The 14,970-nt window shown below is 66.4% G+C and carries 10 protein-coding genes; 5 read left to right on the top strand and 5 right to left on the bottom strand.

The features are described from left to right. Nucleotides 1-266: 266 nt before the first annotated feature. Entirely contained in the window at nt 267-1,058 is a 792-nt protein-coding gene (locus tag LI92_RS15510; protein WP_152665498.1) for a hypothetical protein, read from the top strand. A gap of 14 nt (nt 1,059-1,072) precedes the next feature. Here LI92_RS15510 and wzm read toward each other — a convergent pair whose 3' ends face one another. Genes wzm through LI92_RS15485 form a run of 5 tightly spaced genes read right to left on the bottom strand, consistent with a single transcriptional unit; the run spans nt 1,073 to nt 6,117 of the window. Beyond that, nucleotides 1,073-1,903, bottom strand: a complete 831-nt coding sequence (gene wzm / locus LI92_RS15505; protein ID WP_046320336.1) for a galactan export ABC transporter permease subunit Wzm/RfbD — start codon at nt 1,901-1,903, stop codon at nt 1,073-1,075. Beyond that, nucleotides 1,900-2,820 carry a galactofuranosyltransferase GlfT1 gene (gene glfT1, locus LI92_RS15500; protein ID WP_046320335.1) on the bottom strand — a complete coding sequence of 307 codons (921 nt, stop codon included), beginning with the start codon at nt 2,818-2,820 and terminating at the stop codon, nt 1,900-1,902. The genes wzm and glfT1 overlap by 4 nt, the downstream gene beginning before the upstream one ends. Beyond that, nucleotides 2,817-3,626, bottom strand: coding sequence for a galactan export ABC transporter ATP-binding subunit Wzt/RfbE (gene wzt / locus LI92_RS15495; protein WP_046320334.1), 810 nt, complete (start codon nt 3,624-3,626; stop codon nt 2,817-2,819). Before wzt ends, glfT1 begins: the two co-directional genes overlap by 4 nt. Nucleotides 3,627-3,641: 15 nt before the next feature. Beyond that, complete coding sequence (locus tag LI92_RS15490) at nt 3,642-4,211, bottom strand: bacterial proteasome activator family protein (RefSeq protein ID WP_152665497.1); 570 nt, start codon at nt 4,209-4,211, stop codon at nt 3,642-3,644. Continuing rightward, on the bottom strand, nt 4,153-6,117 hold the full coding sequence (locus LI92_RS15485; protein ID WP_046320332.1) for a DUF6541 family protein: 1,965 nt from the start codon (nt 6,115-6,117) through the stop codon (nt 4,153-4,155). Before LI92_RS15485 ends, LI92_RS15490 begins: the two co-directional genes overlap by 59 nt. Before the next feature lie 108 nt (nt 6,118-6,225). Here LI92_RS15485 and LI92_RS15480 point away from each other — a divergent pair, with 108 nt between their 5' ends. The 4 genes from LI92_RS15480 (at nt 6,226) to LI92_RS15465 (ending at nt 14,560) form a co-directional block, all read left to right on the top strand. Then, a complete protein-coding gene (locus LI92_RS15480) occupies nt 6,226-7,422 on the top strand; it encodes a cysteine desulfurase-like protein (RefSeq protein ID WP_046320330.1) in 1,197 nt (398 codons plus the stop codon). 114 nt (nt 7,423-7,536) lie between these two features. Further along, entirely contained in the window at nt 7,537-9,393 is a 1,857-nt protein-coding gene (locus LI92_RS15475) for a fatty acyl-AMP ligase (RefSeq protein ID WP_046320328.1), read from the top strand. Nucleotides 9,394-9,957: 564 nt separating this feature from the next. Continuing rightward, entirely contained in the window at nt 9,958-12,114 is a 2,157-nt protein-coding gene (locus LI92_RS15470; RefSeq protein WP_286135129.1) for a hypothetical protein, read from the top strand. A 40-nt stretch (nt 12,115-12,154) separates the two neighbouring features. Beyond that, nucleotides 12,155-14,560 carry a hypothetical protein gene (locus LI92_RS15465; RefSeq protein ID WP_046320324.1) on the top strand — a complete coding sequence of 802 codons (2,406 nt, stop codon included), beginning with the start codon at nt 12,155-12,157 and terminating at the stop codon, nt 14,558-14,560. Nucleotides 14,561-14,970: the final 410 nt, after the last annotated feature.

Below are 14,970 nucleotides of genomic sequence, written 5' to 3'. Positions count from 1 at the left end.
GTCGGTGGCATTGGCGGCACTGGCGCCGGCGGCGGCGCCGCCGGTGGCGGAACCGGTACGCCGGGTGCGAACGGTGTCAACGGCCAGAACGGCGCCAACGGTCAGCAGATCGTTCTGCCGTAGTATTTCGAATACTGCAAGAGAAACACCCCGCACATTTGTGCGGGGTGTTTCTTTTGCGGCGGCGTCACTGTGCGAAATCAGCAGGCGCGAACAGCATCTCGACACCGCAATACTCAAGGTGATCGTTTGAACTGAAACGCCCTGTGCAGGGGCTCACCGGCTGTCGCAACAAATTCGCATCAGGCCGGCTTCCCGCTCGAATATCGGCTTGCGCTGCAATACAATTTGTCGCTATGTGGACAGTGTCGAGCGGGCGCCCCCCTGCTTTTCTCAGTGTTGCGACGGCAGGCATGGTCGCGCTGGCGGCCAGCGGCATAGCGGCCATGCCCGGCACGATTCCTGCAGTTCCTGCCCCGCCGGCGTCGGTGGTCGCCCCGGTCGAGTTGACCGCGCTGAGCGGCGATTCCAGCCTGATGGACATCATCGGCACATTGACCGGACTGAACTGGATCATCCCGCTTCTGGACAATCCGGACTATCCGTGGTTTCCGTTCGTCATCTCTCTTGAGGCGCTCGGGGAGCTGTTTTTCGTCATCCCCGTGACTCTGGCGATCGGCGCGCCGCTGATTCTGATCACCGAAGGCTTTGAAGGCTTTCAGGACGCTTTCTCAGGCATCCTGGGCTCCGCCTTCGACGGGCTCAAGTTCATGTTCGACGAGCTGTTGGACTGGTATGAGACCCGTAACTGGTTCACCGGCCAATTGCTCGATCCCGGCGCCAGTGAGGCGGTCGGCCTGTCCGGGTGGGGCGACCTGTTCCCGGTGTTCGGGACGGGTGATCTCGACGGCGCGGTCGCACCGCTGGACATCGAGGGCGTGATCCCGCCCCTGGGATTGGACGAGGTGGTCACCGTGGAGCCTGTCGACCCCGGTCTGCCGTTGGACGGTCTCGACGCGGTGCTCACCTTCATCGGTCTGGGCGACCTGATCGACTGACCCGCAGGCTGGGCCTACACCCAGTAGGCGACCCGCGCCCGGTACTTACGCAGCACCAGGGCCGCCACCGCCCAGCCCAGGACGGTCAGTGCCACCACCACCACCCAGTGCCGCAGCGGTTGGTGGGCGCCGAGCAACGGCAACCGCACCAGGTCCAGGTAGTGCATCAGCGGATTGAACTCCACCACCGCCGTCCAGCGTGAGGCGCCCTGCGCCCGCAGGGTGTCGTAGTTCCAGATGATCGGGGTCATCAAGAACAGCAACTGCACCACCGAGAACAGCAGGGGTGCGATGTCGCGGTAGCGGGTGGCCAGAATCCCGAAGCACAGCGATACCCAGACGCAGTTCAGCGCGATCAGCAGCAACGCCGGAATCACCGAAAGATCCGCCCACGACCAGGGTTTCGGAAAGATCAGCGCGATCGGCAGATAGATGACGATGTTGTGCGCGAACAGGATCATCTGGCGCCACACCAGCCGGTAGACGTGCACGCTCAACGGGGTGGGGAGCTGCTTGATCAGGCCTTCATTGGCCACGAATACGTCAGCGCCTTCCAAGATGGCGGCGTTGAGCAGGTTCCACACGATCAGGCCCAGCGTCACATAGGGCAGGTGCACCGCCAGGTCCAGGTGGAACAGCTTGGAGTACAGCCCGCCCATGGCCACCGCGGTGGTCGCGGTGCCGATGGTGATCCAGAACGGGCCGAGCACGCTGCGGCGGTACCGCTGCTTGATGTCCTGCCAGCCCAGGTGCAGCCACAACTCGTGACGGCGGAAGCCGTCCACCAAATCAGCCCGCGCCCGCGCGAAGGTGTTGGACTGCGCGGCAATGTCGTCGAAGCTCATTGCTGCCCTTCTGGTTTGGTGAACTTTTCCCGTCGTCCCTGCCGGCGCAGCCGGGCCCACTCGACCAGGCCGGCCGGGTCGCGGCGCGTCACCAGGAAGTACCAGCCGAACCGCAGCCACTCCTGGATCAGCAACCGCCGCATTCCGGGCTGCGCCATCAGGTAGCCGCGGTTGCGATAGGTGTAGAACCGCTTGGCGGCGCTGTCGGGATACTGGGCGTGCATCCGGCCGGCCAGAATCGGCTTGAACTCCTCGGAGCCGCACGGATGCAGGTAGGCCGCGGACAGGCACGTCCCGAAGGCCAGCCCGGACCGCACCAGTCGCCGGTGCATCTCCACCTCGTCGCCCCGCATGAACAGGCGCAGGTCCGGCACGCCGATCACGTCCAGCGCATCGGCGCGAAACAGCGCCCCGTTGAACAGCGAGGCGATCCCGGTGAGCACGTCCTGATCCGGTGCGCCACTGCGCAATTCCTCCACTTTGCGTCGCCACACCAGTCCGCGTCGCAGCGGAAACGCCAACCGGGACGGGTCCTCGATGTTGCACACCATCGGTGAGACCTGCGCCAGCTGATGCCGCGTCGCGCAGTGCAGCAGCGCCGCCAGCACGCCGGCATCCGCCGGGCGTCCGTCGTCGTCGGCCAGCCACAGCCAGTCGGCGCCGGCCGCCAGGGCGTGCAGCATGCCCAGTGCAAAGCCGCCCGCTCCGCCGAGATTGCGGCGCGATCCGAGGTAGGTGCAGGGCACCGGTTGCGCGGCCACCAGCTCGGCCACCGTGGTGTCGCCGGAGGAGAAGTCGTTGTCCACGACGATCACGTGATCAGGTGCCCGGCTCTGGGTGGCCAGCGCCTTGAGAGACTCAGCCAGCTGCAGGGGCCGCCGGTGCGTGACGACGACGGCGTAGACGGTCTGGGTCACGCCTGGTCACCGGCCTGCGTCTCGGCAAGCACCTCGCGCACGTGCCGGGCCGCGTCCGGGCCCTCGTAGGCGCCGACCACCTCCTCGATCCCGCCGGTCATCCGCACGGTGCCGTGGTCGATCCACATCGCGGTCTTGCACAACCGGGCCAGGAATTCGTTGGAATGACTGGCGAACACCAGGATTCCGGACCGTTCGACCAGCTTCTGCAGCCGGGTCTGAGCCTTCTTCAGAAACTCCGCGTCCACCGCGCCGATACCCTCGTCAAGCAGCAGGATCTCCGGGTCGATGCTGGTGACCACGCCCATCGCCAAACGAACCCGCATACCGGTGGAGTAGGTACGCAGCGGCATCGCCAGATAGTCGCCCAGCTCGGTGAACTCGGCGATCTCGTCCACCTTGGCCGCCATCTGTTTGCGGGTCTGGCCGAGGAACAACCCGCGGATGATGATGTTCTCGTAGCCGGAGATCTCCGGGTCCATCCCCACACCCAGGTCGAACACCGGCGCCACCCGGCCCACCACCTTCGCGGACCCGCGCGTGGGCTCATAGATTCCCGAAAGCAGGCGCAGCAGGGTCGATTTGCCGGCGCCGTTGTGGCCCACCAGGCCCACCCGGTCGCCCAGCGAGAGCGACATGGTGATGTCGCGCAGCGCCTCGACCACCACCACGTTGGAGCTGTTGCGTCCGATCGCCCCGCCGGCCTTGCCGAGGAACGCCTTCTTCAGCGACCGCGACTTGGCGTCGAAGATCGGAAACTCCACCCAGGCGTCGCGGGTCTCGATACGGGGATCGTTGGCAGACAAGGCAATACCGCGGCTTTACAGGTACTGGCCGGAGCCGGTGTGGCCCTGGGCGTGCCCCCCGCCCGCGCCGCCGGGCGGCAGGGCGCCGTGGCGCATCTGCTCCAGCTGTGCCCGGGCAGCCATCTGCTGGGCGAACAGTGCGGTTTGGATGCCGTGGAACAGGCCCTCCAGCCAGCCGACCAGCTGGGCCTGGGCGATGCGCAGCTCGGCGTCGGACGGGGTGGCGTCCTCGCGCAGCGGCAGGGTCAGCCGCTCCAGCTCCTCGCGCAGCTCCGGGGCCAGGCCGTCCTCGAGTTCGCGGATGCTCGCCGAATGGATCTCACGCAGCCGGGCCCGGCTGGCATCGTCGAGAGGTGCGGCGCGCACCTCCTCGAGCAGCTGCTTGATCATGGTGCCGATCCGCATCACCTTGGCGGGCTGTTCGATCAGATCGGTCAGCGACGCCTCGTCGTCGCCGTCGCCGGCGGGTCCGGCGGCCAGCAGCCGCGGGTCGGCACCGCTGATGATCTCGACGCCGTCTGAGTCGTCATTGCCGGTGCTCACCGCGCCCGCCTCCCTGCCATTGATAGATGCTGGCCTCGCCATTGTCGTAGATCTTGGCCCACGACCGTGATTTCCCCAGTGACACTAGTCCGTCGGGCAGTGAGAACCCGCGCACCGTGGGGCTGCTGATCAGCACGTAGCGGATATTGAGGTCCGCCACCGCGGCTGCCACCCGGGGATCGTTGTCGGCGTCGTCGGCGTAGGCCCAGAAGATGTACCGCTGCGGGCCCGGGCCCTGCTGCTGGGGAAAGTCGTAGTGGGTCCACAGCGGGTGCAGGCCGGCGACCGCGTACATCCAGGCACTGCCGTCGACGTTGGCGTTGCCGATCACCGTCTCACGCGCACCGGGCAGTGTGGCCAGGTAGGCGTAGGCCTGCAGGTCGCGGGCGTCGACCATCACCGAGTCATACTTGTCGCCGAACAAAAACGCGTGCCGCGGCAGGTAATGCCAGGCCAGCCCCACGGTGGCGGTCAGCACCACCAGCCCGGTCGCCACCGGCCGCGCCCGCCCGGGCAGCGGCTTGCCGGCCAGATGAGCCAGCGTCGCCAGACCGATCCCGGCCATCGGCACCAACAGCAGCGTCATGGCCGCCATGATCCGGCGCGGATCGTTGTAGAACAGGCCGGTGAAGGCGCCCAACAACGAACCGAGCGGGCCACCGAGCGGAGCCGACGACTGCACCACCGCGACCACGAGCACGGCCCACAGGCCCAACGGCCACCACACCCGGCGGGTCACCAGCAGTACCGCGCCGGTCGCGGCCAGGGCCACCAGTGCGTACTGGATCGGAAAGTCGTTGAGGTGGCGGGGGTGCATCAGCAGTGCATCCCGCAGACCGGCCTTGCGGCCCTCATGGGTCACGAAGGCGTGGCCGGCGATGATCTCCGCCTGCCTGCGCACACTCAGCAGCTGCGGCACCAGCAGCAGGCCGGCCGGGATCAGCGCGGCGGCCAACGCGAGGGTGTCTCGCCGTTTTCCGCGCAGCGGATTCCACAGCGCCCCGTCGCGGGGGCTCAGCCACCAGGCGGCCAGCAGCAGACCCGTCACCACCGCCCCGGTCGGGTGCACCGAGAACACCCCCACCAGCGCCAGCGCCGCCACCGGGATGCGGTCGCGCAGGGTGCGCACCGAGGTGATCAGCGCGAAGGCCGGCGCCACCAGCCCATAGGCCACCAGGTTGGGCATCGCGGCCGTGCCGAACTCCACGTAGGGCAGGGCGGTGAACGACGCCGACAGCGTGGCGGCGGCGGCCGCGCAACTCGCGGGCGCCGCGGTGCTCGTCACCCGCTGCATCAGATTCCAGGTGAGCAGTGCGGCGCTCACCGGGAACAGCCAGACCGAGGCGGCCAGGCCGGCCAGGGTGTAGCCGGTGGTGGGCGCGGCGCCGGTCAGCTGGCACAGCACCGCGGTCAGCGCGTGAAACGCCGAAGGGTAGTACAGCGCGGCGTGCGTTTCGACGTTGCGCAGCTCGCCCATGTGGGTAGGCGAGGCCTGGCCGGTGTCGAGAATGAAGCGAACGGTGTTGGCGTGCCACACCGCGTCCCAGGTGCTGGGAATGCTTTGCCAGTTCGGCAATCCGCGTACCGCGGCCCAACCGATCAGCAATACCCCCAGCAGCGTCCCGGCGGCCACCGTCAGGACCGGCCACCCGGCCGGTGAAGGTGCCGCCACATGAACCCCGGGGCGGCGTTCCAGCAAAGTCCTGATGCCCTTGGTCAGGGCGGCGGCCAAGGCCCCGGTCGCCACCAGGGCAATCGCTGCTGTGCTTGCTTTCCAAGGGATTCCGAGTGCTCCGAAAGGCACGATGGCCAGGCCCACCACGCCGTAGGTCAGTACTGGTCCAACGGCTATGGCTAACGGCCAGGCAACCCGCGCGCCAGCCGCCACCAGGGCGCCGGGCAGCACCAGCAGCAAAAGCGCTGTGACCATTCCGCACCCCAGAACCACTGCACTAGTATGTCTGCCAAGGTGGCGTAGCTGCGCAATGCGGGCGAGCTATCTCGTTATGCGAGAGTTCACCGATCGCCGGTCGCGAGAAGTTTGAGGGTGGCTGATATGGCCTATGACGTCGCTCGAGTGCGTGGACTGCACCCGACGCTCGGTGACGGATGGGTCCATTTCGATTCGCCGGCGGGCATGCTGATTCCGGACTCGGTGGCGACCACGGTGTCGACGGCGTTCCGCGGATCGCTGGCCAAGGTGGCGGGCCCGCACCCGGCGGCGCGCCGCAGCGCAGCGGTGCTGGTCGCGGCGCGCCAGGCGGTGGCCGACCTGGTGGGCGCCGATCCCGCCGCGGTGGTGCTCGGGCCCGACCGCGCGGTGCTGTTGAGCGCACTGGCCGACGCCTCGTCGTCGCGGGTGAGCCTGGGCTACGAGACCGTGGTCACCCGCCTCGACGACGAGGCCAACATCGCCCCGTGGACGCGGGCGGCCAACCGCTACGGTGCCCGGCTCAAATGGGCCGAGGTGGACATCGAGACCGGGGAGCTGCCCAGTTGGCAGTGGGAGAACCTGATCACCCCGGCTACCCGCCTGGTGGCCCTCACCTCGGCGTCGGGTGTGCTGGGCACCGTCACCGATCTGCGGCCGGTCACCAAGTTGATCCACGATGTCGGCGGAGTGGCCGTCGTGGACCACTCGGCCGCCGCGCCGTACCAGCTGCTGGACATCAAGGATGTCGAAGCAGACGTGGTGGCGCTCAACGCCGCCTCGTGGGGCGGGCCGCCGGTGGGCGCCCTGGTCTTTCGCGACCCCGCGCTGATCGACACCTTCGGCTCGGTGTCGCTGAACCCGCACGCGGTGGGCCCCGCCCGGCTGGAGGTGGGCCTGCACCAGTTCGGCCTGCTGGCCGGGCTGGTGGCCAGCGTGGAGTACCTGGCTTCGCTGGATGAGTCGGCCCGGGGGAGCCGGCCCGAGCGGCTGGCGGTCTCGATGCGCTCGGCGGGGCAGTATCTGAACCGACTGTTCGACTACCTGTTGAGCTCCCTGCGCTCGCTGCCGCTGGTGATGCTGATCGGCGAGCCGGAGACCCGCATCCCGGTGGTCAGCTTCGCCGTGCAGAAGGTGCCGGCCGAGCGGGTGGTGCAGCGCCTGGCCGACAACGGCGTGCTGGCCATCGCCGACGCCGGGTCCCGGGTGCTCGATGCGATCGGCGTCAACGACATCGGCGGTGCGGTCACCATCGGTCTGAGCCCGTATTCGACGACAGCCGAGGTGGACCAGCTGGTCCGGGCGCTGGCGTCGCTGGGTTAGGTCGGGGCCGCCAACTCGGTTTATCGCCGGAAGAGCTTCTGCCGGCTCCGCCGCGCGGGCGATCCCGCTACGCTGTGGGCCGTTACCCCGGCACTTTCGAAGGCAGACGTGACGATGGCAGAACCGACGAGTTCCCTGGCCCCCTTGGCCCTGGACAACCTCATTGACTTGCTGCAGCAGCAGGCTGCGCGTTTTGGGGACACGCCCGCGTTCATCTTCTGCCCCGAAGGCGACGCCGAAGAGAACCGGATCACCTACCGCGAACTGGACAGTCGCGCGCGATCGATCGCCACCACTTTGCAGCGCCAAGGCGCCGCCGGTGAGCGCGTGCTGGTGCTGTGCCGCCCCGGTGTGGACAGTATCGCCGGGCTGTTCGGCTGTTTTTACGCCGGCGCCGTCGCCATTCCGGTCGACGAGCATTGGCCCATCCGGCGGATCGAGACCGTCGTCCCTGAAGCCGATGCGCGCTTCGCGCTGGCGACGGCCAAGACCCAGGACAAGATGAAGTCGGCCGTGGATGGTCTCAGTGCCGGACCGAAGCTGACCTGGCTGACCATGGATGACGTCGCCGACGACGGCTCGGCCTGGGAGCGCCACGACGTCCGTCCGGACAGTCTCGCGATGATCCAGTACACGTCCGGGTCCACCGGAGTTCCCAAGGGCTGTGTGCTGACGCACCGCAACTATCTGAGCAACCTCCAAATCATGCGTTGGGCCCTGAACCCCGCTGACGACGCACCGGTGATGAACAGCCCGATCAGCGGGGTGTCCTGGCTTCCGCAGTACCACGACATGGGATTCGTCGGGGGCATTCTCGGCACCATCTATGGCGGTCGGACCACTGTGCTGATGTCGCCGAGCGCCTTCCTGATGCGCCCCATCCGCTGGATGCAGGCCATATCGCGCTACCGGGCGACCATCACCGCCGGACCCAACTTCGCCTACGAGGCGTGCGTCAAACGCAGTACCCCGCAGCAACGCGCTGCCCTTGACCTGTCGAGCCTGTCCATCGCGGTCCTCGGCGCCGGGCCGATCAGTGCCGAGACGCTGCGGTCCTTCACCGAGGCGTTCGGACCGTCCGGTTTCCGGCCCGAGGCCTTCATTCCCGCCTACGGGCTGGCCGAAGCAACTCTGGGTGTTACGGGGATGTCGGAGTCGGCGCTGCCGGTGGTACGGCACTTCGACCGGTCCGCGCTGGGCGAAGAACGGGTCGTCGAGGTGAGCGCCGACGTGGCCGGGGCGGTACCGCTGGTGGGCTGCGGCGCGAAGGCCCAGGGGCAGGAAACCCTGATCGTCGATCCTGAGACGCGGCTGATCCGCGGCCCTGAAGAGGTGGGGGAGATCTGGGTGTCGGGGCCCAGCGTCGGCGTGGGTTATTGGCAGCGTCCCGAAGAAACCGAGCACGCCTTCAACGCGCGGGTGGCCGACACCGGCGAGGGCCCCTACCTGCGCAGTGGCGACCTGGGCTTTTTCCGCGACGGCGAACTGTTCGTCACCGGCCGGTGCAAAGACCTGATGACGATCGGCGGCTACAGCCACTACCCCAACGACATCGAACTGACCGTGCAGGCCTGTCACCCGGCGTTGCTGCCCAGCCGTGGCGCGGTGTTCCAGTTGGAGACCGAGGCCTACGCCCCGGAATACATGGTGGTTGTCCAGGAGATTCAGCACCACCACGCCGAAGGGGTCGACCTCCCCGAACTGGTCGAAACGATTCGCGCGGCCATCCGCACCCATCACGGGATCGAGGCCAAGGCGGTCATGTTGCTCAAGCCGATGCGGATCCCGACCACCACCAGCGGCAAGATTCAGCGCAGCGCATGTCGTGAGCAGTACCTCGCAGGTGAGCTGGTCGCGATGGCGCACTGGTCGGAGCCGATGCCCAAGAGCGAGACCTCGGTCGTGCAGAAGGCCCTGATCGCCGGCCTGGGGCGGTTGGTCGCGAACAACCTGGGGTTGAGCCGGGACTGATCGGAGCAGGTAAACACCGCCGCGTTATCTGAGGCAGGCCGCGATCGCCGCTAGCCGCTGTTTCACGGGGCTCGAGCGCCTCGGTGGCCGTCGGGCAGGGTGCTGAAGGCGTCTTGTCGGCGCTGCCGGGGCCTGAAACTGGTCATCAGCTCAATCTGGGGCGTTCCGCCGAGTTACCTTAGCGATCGGCCAGACCGCCTACGGGGTGTTAAGTCAGCCTGAGTCTAACGGCGGTTCGGCGCCCAAAACTGCCCCGAACTGGGCATATACGGTCGGAAACCCCCAGTTGTCTATCGCTTCACGTGGGATCTGGCGAGTTTCCATGAAGTTTTTCCTTACTAAAATTCCCGTTCGACAAAACGGAAAACTCATGTAAGTTTAAGCAACGTCCGTAGTCAGTGTCCGTAGGAGAGCATGATGCAGCTGGCGCTTCGCCCGTACGTCACCCCCGGTGTCGCCATCGCGGGTGCCGCGTTGATCGCGGTTAACGGGGCCGTTCCCGCGGCGGTGCTGCGGCCCCAAGCTGAGCCTCGTCAGGCTCTTCAAGTGGTTGAACAACTCCCCGTGAAGCTCACGGCAGACTTCTTCGGCCCGTGGGTCGACCTGTTCAACAACACCGCCACCAATCTGGTGGCGATGGGCGTGGACAACGGCTGGGTCAACGTGCTGCAGCAGATCTTCAGCGACCCCAGCTCGCTGACGCGGCTGCCGGAGGTCTTCGAGTTCCTGACCTCGATCATGCCCTCGATCAGCGGTGAGGACCCGATCGAGGTTCTGCTGTCGCCGTTCCTGACGATCGGCATGGGCCTGATCGGCCCGCTGGTTACGGTCAACGACGCGCTGCAGGACATCCTCAACCAGATCTTCAACCCCACTGACTTCCTGGACCCGTTCGCGGCCATCTTCACCGCCGTCCCGCGCCTGCTCGACGCGTGGCTCAACGGCATCAGCACCATCGACGTCGCTGGAATCAGCATTCCGGCGTTCAACGGACTGCTGGTCCCCGGCCAGAACCTGATCATCGACCTGACCGGCAGCGAGCTGGCCGACAACCTGGGCATCGGCGACCAGACCATCGCCAGCCTGCTCGACCAGACCGGAATCGGCACGCTGGTGGTGTCGGACATGCTGACCGGCCTGTTGGACAGCGTCGGCCTGGGCGACCAGACCCCCGTCGACGTGATCGACGCACTGGGCCTCGGTGATCTCCAGGTCGCCAACGTGCTCAGCACCGTCTTCGACGCGGTGGGCATCGGCAACCCCACCATCGCCGACATCATGGACCAGATCGGCATCGGCGACGTGCAGATCGCCGACATCGCGATCGACTTCACCAAGGCGCTCGGCTTTGACAACCCGACCGTCGTCGACCTCGCCGACGACATCGGCCTGGCCGACCTCAAGCTGGCCGACCTCGGCATGGACGTCCTCGAGGCGCTGGGCATCGGGGACCCGACTGTCAACGAGTTGCTCGGCACGCTGGGCGCCGACAGCCTGACGCTCAACGGCCTGCTGCAGACCGCGGTCGAGGCGCTGGGCCTGGCCGGCTCCACGCCGACCACCGTGCTCGACGCGATGGGGATGGGTGACACGACCACCCACGAGTTCATCAACAACCTGCTCGGCGGACTCGGCCTGGGCAACCAGACCATGATGGACCTGCTCAGCCAGGCGGGCCTCGCCGACGCCGACATGTCGCAGATGATCATCAGCATCCTCGGGCCGTCGGGCGAGACCACGCTGGGCGAGGTCATGGGCTACGCGGGCTTCGGTGCCGTCACGGTCAAGGACATGACCGACCTGCTGGGCATCACCAACCTGTCGGTCGGCACCATCATGGGCAACCTGGCTCCCATCGTCGGAAACCTGACGATCAACGACATGCTTCGAGCCACCGGCATGACCCCGTTGGACAAGGGTGGTGACGACCTGCTGGCCAACGCCCTGCAGGGCACGACCGTCGCCACCATCCTCGGTGACCAGCTGAACGACCCGCTGATCACGATGCTGGGCCCGACGGCTGACATGACGCTCGCCGACATGATCCAGACCAACTTCGCGATGACGCTGGGCCAGATGCTGACCGACTCCGGCATGGCCGACTTGACCCTGGCCGACCTGGTGCTCGGTGGCATGCCCGACGAGCCGCTCGCGAACCTGCTGGGGCCGCTGGGCACCACCACCTTCGCGGAGCTGATCAACCAGATGGTTCCGGCCGACCAGACCATCGCCGACATGCTCAGCGAGGCCGGCATCGGCGACCAGACCCTGAGCCAACTGCTCGACCAGACCTTCGGCGACCAGACCGTGGCCAACGCGCTCGACGACGCCGGCCTGGGCAGCATGCAACTCGACGACATCATCCGCCAGGCGCTGGGCCCGCAGACCGTCAACGAGATGCTCGACGAGTTCGGGATCGGCGGGCAGTCGCTCAGCGACCTGTTCGACCAGTTCTTCGGCACCTCGACCATCAGCGACTGGATGATCGACCTGGGCCTGGGCGACCAGACCCTGAACGAACTGATCGACTCGCTGTTCGGGCCGGCCACGGTCAGCGCGTTGCTCGGAGACTTCGGCCAGCAGACCGTCGACGAACTCCTGGCGGCAATGGGCCTGGGCGACATCACCGTCATCAACGCCCAGATCGGCGAATTCTTCGGTTCGATCTCCTACTGGTTCGACGGGCTGGGCGACCAGATCACGGCGGTGCTCGGTGGTTAATCGACAGAGAAGCTTCGGAACTTCAGTCCGGGAGGGCGTCATGCAGCAAACACTTCGTCCGTACGTCACCAGCGGTATGGCTGTTGCCGGGGTGGGCCTGGTCGCGGTGCCTTCGGTGGCCGCGACCCTGCCGCAGCTGCAGCACCAGATCGCGATCGCCCAGCAGCAGAGCGTGGCGCTGACGTCGGGCTTCTTTTCGCCGTACACCGACCTGTTCGAGAACACCATCGCCAATCTGCAGGCGCTGAACCAGAACTCGGTCGACATGTGGGGGCTGCTGCAGCACATCTTCACCCACCCCGACCAGGCGATCTCCGGCATCCCCGACGTCATCAACATCTTCACCAACTCGATGCCGTCCATCAACGTGCAGGCGCTGCCCTTCCCGGTCAATGTGGACATCGAGCTCCCGCTGTGGATGAACTCGTTGCTGGCCGGCATCGGCCCGTGGGTCACCCTGTTCGAAGCCATGGGCGACGTGCTCCGCCAGATCTTCGACTTCAGCGACCCGCTGGCTGCGCTGTCCGCGCTGATCGGTGCGCCGGCGACCCTGCTGGACGCCTTCCTCAACGGCAGCAGCAGTCTGACCTTCGGCGACGCCAGCATCCCGCTGTTCAACGGCGTCCTCACTCCGGGACAGCCGATCGACGCCAACTTCACCATCGGCAGTGTGGTGGAAGCCTCGGGCTTCGGTGACACCACCATCACCCAGCTGCTCTCCGACGCCGGAATCGGCGACGTTCCGCTGGAGACCCTGATCATTGATCTGCTGGACCAGGCCGGCTTCGGCCACATGACCCCGGTGGACCTGCTCAACGAGTTCGGGATCGGTACGCAGTCGCTGTCCGAACTGCTGATCGGGGTGTTCAACGAGGCCGGTATCGGTAACCCCACCATCGCTCAGCTGCTCGAAGACCTCGGCGGCATCAGCCCGGACGACTCGGTCGCGAGCCTGCTGATCGCCCTGCTGAACTCGCCGGAAGTCGGGATCGGCAACCCCACTCTGTCCGAGTTGATCCTGGACATGGTCGGCGGCGACAACCAGACCGTGGGCGGGCTCATCAAGGACCTGCTCGGTGCGCAGGGCAACGAGTCGCTGGCCAGCCTGGTCGACCCGACTTGGACGATCGGCGGATTGATCAAGGACTCGATGCCCGACGTCCCGCTGACGGACTTCTTCGAGCAGATGGGCCTGGGCAACATCACCATAGGTTCGCTCCCCGCGATGTTGGGCGAGTACGGGGACCAGACGCTGGTCGACCTGATCAACAGCGGTTTCCTGGGCCCGGACATCACCGGCAGCACTCCGCTGATGGAACTGATGGCCAGCATGATGCCGCCCGGTTCCACCTTGGACAGCCTACTGGGTGACTTCGGCAACCAGACGCTCGGTGAGCTGATGGAGGCGATGCCGATCGGTGAGAACACCATCGGTTACGACCCCGACACCCCGATCACCGACGTCATCCTCGGCGACCTGCTCAAGACCCTGCCCGGGCAGGGCGGCGCGGCCACCCTGTTCGACACGCCGCTGGGTGTGCTCGCCCCCGACATGGCATCGCTGCTGGAGAAGGCCGGCAACCCGACGCTGGGCGCGGTGCTGGGACCCAACACCGTGGGCCAGACCGTCGAGAACATGAACATGTACGACGTCACCGTCGTCCAGATGATGAACGCCATGGGCATCGGCACCTTCTCGGTGGACTACCTGTTCGAACAGCTCGGCGACATGACCGGCAACGTCACCCTGGAGCAGTTCTTCTCGGCATGGGGCTTCGACCCGACGCTGACCGAGCTCATGGACGGTGCCATCGCCGGTCTCGGAATGACCGACACCACGCTGTTGCAACTGTTCGAAGACTGGGGCATGGGCAGTCTCGGCCTCTACAACCTGATCGACAGCCTCGGTTTGGACAACATCTACCTGCAGGCGGCGCTGAACAACCTCGGCCTGAACAACATCAGCATCGACATGTTCATCGACCGCTTCGGGTTGAGCGGTATCTCGATCGCCGGATTGCTCGCCGACCTCGGGTTCGACACCCGGACCCTCGACGAGGTCATCGAGAGCCTGCTCGGTGGGGTCTCGATCGGCAGCATCCTGGGCGGGTTGGGCCTCGACGAGGTCTACCTGGACGACTTCATCACCGACCTGATGACCAGCGTGCTCGGTGACCCGACCTTGGGCACGTTGCTCGGCTGGCTGGGCCTGGACACCTACGACCTCGACACCATCGTGGCCAACCTCGGCCTCGGCGGCGTGACGATCAACTCGCTGCTCACCGATCTCGGCCTCGGCAGCCTCGACATTTACGGCTTGGTCGAGGGCTTGGGCTTGGCGGACATCGGCCTGCTGAGCATCAATGGCGACTTCTTCGGAGTGGCCGCCGAATGGCTCAACGACATCCCGCAACAGATCGCTGCGGCGTTGGGCTACACAGGCTGAGTCTGCTGACGCAGGCAAGGCGCCGTACCAGACCAAATGACAGACAGAGCTAGCACAACTGTGGGCCACACAGATAGGAAATCCCAAATGGCAGTAGGGCGTAACACTTCGGGCAACGGTCAGCAGGGTCGGCGTGGCCGCCGGTTGCTGGGAGCCGGTAGTGCGGTTGGGGCGTTTTTGACGTTTGGGATGGCGCCGTTGTCTGCGGCTCCTGCGGCGCATGCTGATGAGTTCGATTGGGTGGTGGACCTGCTGGGTGAGGACCTGGCGGGTGCGTTTGCGGATCTGAGTCAGGCGTCGTCGTGGGAGACGTTGTTCGATGCGGGTTCGTGGGAGCCGTTGCTGTCGAACGTGGGGTTGTCGTTTGATGCGTCGGTGGCGGATCTGCCGGGTGCGGCGGCTGCTGATGA

It is taken from the genome of Mycobacterium sp. UM_Kg1 (assembly GCF_000972925.1).
In the GTDB taxonomy this organism is placed as follows: domain Bacteria; phylum Actinomycetota; class Actinomycetes; order Mycobacteriales; family Mycobacteriaceae; genus Mycobacterium; species Mycobacterium hiberniae.
This window is presented reverse-complemented; position numbering and strand designations above follow the sequence as displayed.

What these genes read in the sequence shown, in the direction of transcription:
- wzm (WP_046320336.1), bottom strand. Translation starts at nt 1,903, where the DNA reads ATGAGCTTCGACGACATTGCCGCGCAGTCCAACACCTTCGCGCGGGCG.
- LI92_RS15490 (WP_152665497.1), bottom strand. Translation starts at nt 4,211, where the DNA reads ATGGCGAGGCCAGCATCTATCAATGGCAGGGAGGCGGGCGCGGTGAGC.
- LI92_RS15480 (WP_046320330.1), top strand. Translation starts at nt 6,226, where the DNA reads ATGGCCTATGACGTCGCTCGAGTGCGTGGACTGCACCCGACGCTCGGT.
- LI92_RS15475 (WP_046320328.1), top strand. Translation starts at nt 7,537, where the DNA reads ATGGCAGAACCGACGAGTTCCCTGGCCCCCTTGGCCCTGGACAACCTC.
- LI92_RS15465 (WP_046320324.1), top strand. Translation starts at nt 12,155, where the DNA reads ATGCAGCAAACACTTCGTCCGTACGTCACCAGCGGTATGGCTGTTGCC.